The organism is Xanthomonas sp. SHU 308 (genome assembly GCF_000364645.1).
Lineage (GTDB): Bacteria > Pseudomonadota > Gammaproteobacteria > Xanthomonadales > Xanthomonadaceae > Xanthomonas_A > Xanthomonas_A sontii.
Genome location: NZ_AQOK01000537.1, coordinates 1 through 4,440, shown reverse-complemented (window position 1 = coordinate 4,440; position 4,440 = coordinate 1). Strand labels below are relative to the sequence as shown.

Below are 4,440 nucleotides of genomic sequence, written 5' to 3'. Positions count from 1 at the left end.
CCGGCGCCGGGTCGGTGCCGGCGCTGCTGGCCGCCGCGCTGCGCGCCTTCGACCCGGCGCGGTTGCCGGCGCAGGACCGACGCGTGGACGATGCGGCGCCAGTCGCACCGGCTATCCCCAGCGACATCAAGGCTGACTAGAATCGGACCCTGGGCCGCGCCGCGGCCGTCCTTTCCCACCATTTCTATCCGGAGCGACATCCATGACATCACGCGTTGCGCTGGTCACCGGCGGCACCGGCGGCATCGGCACCGCAATCTGCGAGCGGCTGGCCGCGCAGGGCCACCGCGTGGCCAGCAACTACCGCGACCAGGCCAAGGCCCTGGCCTGGCAGCAGCGCATGCGCGAGCGTGGCCACGACGTCGCCATCGTCCCCGGCGACGTCGCCTCGCCCGAACACGCGCAGACCCTGGTGCGTGAGGTCGAACGCCAACTCGGCCCGGTCGAGATCCTGGTCAACAACGCCGGCATCACCCGCGACACCACCTTCCACAAGATGACCGCCGAGCAATGGCACGAAGTCATCAACACCAACCTCAACTCGGTGTTCAACGTCACCCGCCCGGTGATCGAGGGCATGCGCCAGAAGCGTTGGGGGCGGGTCATCCAGATCAGTTCGATCAACGGCCTCAAGGGCCAGTACGGCCAGGCCAACTACGCTGCGGCCAAGGCCGGCATGCACGGCTTCACCATTTCCCTGGCACGCGAGAACGCCAGCTACGGCATCACCGTCAACACGGTCTCGCCGGGCTATGTCGCCACCGACATGGTGATGGCGGTGCCGGAGGAAGTCCGCGCCAAGATCGCCGCCGACATCCCCACCGGGCGCCTCGGCAAGCCGGAGGAGATCGCCTACGCGGTGGCGTTCCTGGTCGCCGAAGAGGCCGCGTGGATCACCGGCTCGAACCTGGACATCAACGGCGGCCACCACATGGGATGGTGAGCGGCTGAATCGCTCAGGCGGCGGCATTCGCGCGAGGTAACGCTATCCCGCATTGGCCGCCACGGCGGCCTGTGGACTTTTGCTGCGCTGCGAATGCTGCGCAGCATGATTTTTTTGCTGCACCCGCGTGTTCAGGTACTTTCGGCGGTTGCAAGCCCTGCTGCGCTGCGCCATGCTGCGCGCCTACCGTCACAGAGCGATCGCTTCATGGCTGAGATTCGCATCATCAAGAAGTATCCCAATCGCCGCCTCTACGACACCGAGATCTCCAGTTACATCACCATCGAAGACGTCCGCCAGCTGATCATCGACGGCGAGGAATTCGAAGTCCGCGATGCCAAGACCGGCGAAGACCTCAGCCGCGCGGTCCTGCTGCAGATCATCGCCGACCAGGAACAGGACGGCGAACCGATGCTGTCCACGCAGTTGCTCAGCCAGATCATCCGCTTCTACGGCGACTCGCTGCAGGGCTTCATGGGCAACTATCTGGAGCGCAGCATGCAGGTGTTCCTCGACCAGCAGCAGCAGTTCCGCCAGCAGATGGGCAATCTGCTGGGGCAGACCCCGTGGACCATGATGAACCAGCTCACCGAGCGCAACCTGGAGCTGTGGCAGGAATTCCAGCGCAACCTCGGCGCCGGCTTCGGCCGCCCGGCCGCTGGCGCGGGCACCGGCAAGCCTGGCGAACCGCCGGCGGGCGCCGCACCGAAGTCGCGTCCGCGCTGAGGATTGCGGCAGGGTGAGGTTCGGCGGGGCGCTTCGCGCCCCTACCCTCACCCCAACCCCTCTCCCGGCGGGAGAGGGGCTTTGGCTTCTCCCTTCTCCCCTCGGGAGAAGGTGCCCCGCAGGGGCGGATGAGGGCACGGCCGCACGCCAACCACACGTGCGACGCACCTTCCCGTCAGCGCGAACGCGCCGGCTTGCAATTCCCGCAGATCCGCTCGACCTTGTAACCACGCGCACGCAGGCCCTCGACCACGCCGTCCGGCCCGAGCAGGTGCAGCGCACCCACCACCACCAGGGTGTCGCCGCCGTCCTTCAGGCGCTGCTCCAGGCGCGGCAGCCAGGCCTGGTTGCGCTCCACGTCGATGCGCTGGTACAGCCGCGGGTAGTCGCGCTTCATCTGCGCGCCGATCTCCTGCCACAGCTGGCGCTCGTCGCCGCGGCGCCAGGCATCGTGCAGGCGCAGCGTCTGCGCCGCGCCCTGCTCGGCATCGTCCAGCGCCTCGGTCAGCATCTGCTTCTGCTCCACCGGGTCCATGCCGTCGAGCAGGTCGATCTGCGCCTGCGCGGTCTCCAGGCCCTCGGCACTCTTGCCGTCCTGCAAGGCCAGTGTCATGAAATGACGATCCAGCCCGGCATCGGCCTCCAGGCCCTGCGCCTTCATGTCGGCGATGCTGATGCTGAGGCCGACGAACCACGGCTCGAAGCCGCTCATCTGCGCCAGCGGCAGGCCGTGGCCGGCGGCATAGCGGCGCAGCCGCTCCCAGGTCGCCGGGTCCAGATCGTCCTGCAGCCGCTTGCCGTCGTGGCGCTGCGCCGCCTGCAGCATCTGCGCGCCCAGTTGCGGCGCGTCCACGTCCTTCGGCGCCAGTTCGAACAGCAGCCGCGGCGACGCCGCGTAGGCCGCATCGACTTCGCGCGCCAGCGGATAGTCGTCGGCCTTGAGCATGTGGAACGAGCCCAGCAGGTACAGCGTGCCGCGCGGGCCGCTGACCTTCCACAACAGCGGCGTGGGCGGCACCACCGTGGGCGCTGCGGCGGCGGGAGCGACAGGCGTCGCGGCCACCGGCGGCGGCGTGCGGGCCAGAGCTGGCAGCACCAGGCACAGGGACAGGCCCAGCAGCAGGCGGCGCAACAGGCGCGGGAACGGGGTCATCGGCATCCTCGGGTCAATGGGCAGCGGCGTAGGCCTTCTCGCCGGCATCCACCGCCAGGTCGAGGCGGTTCTCCGGCGGCGGCAACGGACAGGTGGCGAACGGGGTGAACGCGCACGGCGGGTCGTAGGCGCGGTTGAAATCCAGCACCACGCTGCCGTCGGCCGCGGGCGGGTCCACATCCAGGAAGCGCCCGGCGGGGTAGCTGCCGTGGCCGCTGGTGCGGTCGGCGAACACCACGAACAGCGGCTGGCCGGGTTCGCCGATCGCCTGCAGGCGGTAGCGCTTGCCGCCGCGCTCGAACTCCAGCGCACCGGGATTCGGCGATGGCGTGGTGACGCCGATAATGTCGACGATTGGCAGGGTCGTGCCCGGTGGATTGGGCACGAAACGCCCGCGCACGCGCCAGGATTCGGCCAGCGGCCAGTACGGCACGCCTGCGAAACCGAGCCGGGTCGGCGCATCGGCGTGCTTGACCCGCAGCGCATAACGACCGCCACGTTCGATCAGGCTGAGCTTGCCCTTGCCGTCGTCGAAGTCGATCACCGTCGGCTGCGGATCGTGGTCGCTGTACACGCGGATCCGCCCCTGCACCGGCGCGCCGGCGACGCTGAGGGCGGCGCCGCGCTCGGGGGTCAGGTACACCTCGCGCTGCGCCTGCGACACCAGCGCCATCCGCGCCGGCCCCACCGCCAGGCGGATGCCGCTGTCCGGGCCGCTGCCGATGTAGTGCTCCTTCAATTCCAGCCAGTGCAGGCCGACCAGGCTGGTCCAGCCATCCGGCGCCTGCAGTTCGCGCTGGCGCTGCGCGCGCCAAGCCTGCTCATCGGCCACGAACCGTGCGTCCATCGCCTTCGGCGCGGCCGGTGCCGGCGCCTGCTTGCCGCAGCCACTCAAGGCGACGAGCGCCGCCAGCAGCGCTGCGGTCCACATCCGCTTGTCCATCACCGCCCCCGCAGGAACCAACGATCGATCTCGCCCAGGGTGAACCGTGCCCAGGTCGGACGCCCATGATTGCATTGTCCGGAGCGCTCGGTGGCTTCCATGTCGCGCAGCAGTGCGTTCATTTCCGGAATGGTGAGGCGGCGGTTGGCGCGCACCGCGCCGTGGCAGGCCATGGTCGACAGCAGCGCATCGCGCGCGCCGGCGACACGACCGCTGTGGCCGTGTTCGCGCAGGTCGGTCAGCACGTCGCGCAGCAAGGCCTCCGGCTCGGCCTGCGCCAGCAGTGCGGGAATGCTGCGCACGTGCAGCGATTGCGGTCCGCTGCGGGTGATCTCGAACCCGAGCGCGGCCAGCGTCTCCGCCTCGCGCTCGGCGGTGTCGGCATCGCGTTCGCCGACTGCCAGGGTGATCGGCACCAGCAGCGGCTGCGCGTGCAGGCCGATCCCATCGTGCGCGGTCTTCAAACGCTCGTAGCCGATGCGCTCGTGCGCGGCGTGCATGTCGACCACGATCAGGCCGTCGGCGTTCTCGGCCAGGATGTAGATGCCGTGCAATTGCGCGATGGCGTAGCCGAGCGGCGGCACGCCGCTGTCGGCGGCAGTCGGCGGCAGGCCGCCGGCCGGGTCCTGGGTCTGCCGCGGCAGGCCGGCGGCGCTTCCCGCCTCCGCGGTGGGC

General features: G+C 69.8%; 4 protein-coding genes and 1 pseudogene. 2 read left to right on the top strand and 3 right to left on the bottom strand.

What is annotated here, in order from left to right:
- The first annotated feature begins 202 nt into the window (after positions 1-202).
- Both D588_RS0115985 and phaR read left to right on the top strand, forming a co-directional pair.
- Positions 203-943, top strand: a complete 741-nt coding sequence (locus D588_RS0115985; protein WP_017909333.1) for a beta-ketoacyl-ACP reductase — start codon at positions 203-205, stop codon at positions 941-943.
- Positions 944-1,150: 207 nt separating this feature from the next.
- Positions 1,151-1,669, top strand: a complete 519-nt coding sequence (phaR, locus tag D588_RS0115980) for a polyhydroxyalkanoate synthesis repressor PhaR (protein ID WP_017909334.1) — start codon at positions 1,151-1,153, stop codon at positions 1,667-1,669.
- A gap of 175 nt (positions 1,670-1,844) precedes the next feature.
- On the opposite strand, the gene D588_RS0115975 is transcribed toward phaR, so the two are convergent.
- The 3 genes and pseudogenes from D588_RS0115975 to mutL all read right to left on the bottom strand — a co-directional run.
- The gene (locus D588_RS0115975) at positions 1,845-2,822 is read right to left on the bottom strand and encodes a TraB/GumN family protein (RefSeq protein ID WP_017916696.1); all 978 of its coding nucleotides are present in this window, start codon (positions 2,820-2,822) and stop codon (positions 1,845-1,847) included.
- A gap of 13 nt (positions 2,823-2,835) precedes the next feature.
- Complete coding sequence (locus tag D588_RS0115970) at positions 2,836-3,765, bottom strand: DUF1684 domain-containing protein (RefSeq protein WP_017916695.1); 930 nt, start codon at positions 3,763-3,765, stop codon at positions 2,836-2,838.
- A pseudogene (gene mutL / locus D588_RS0115965) lies at positions 3,765-4,440 on the bottom strand (DNA mismatch repair protein MutL); the annotation flags it as partial. The pseudogene mutL and the gene D588_RS0115970, both read right to left, overlap by 1 nt.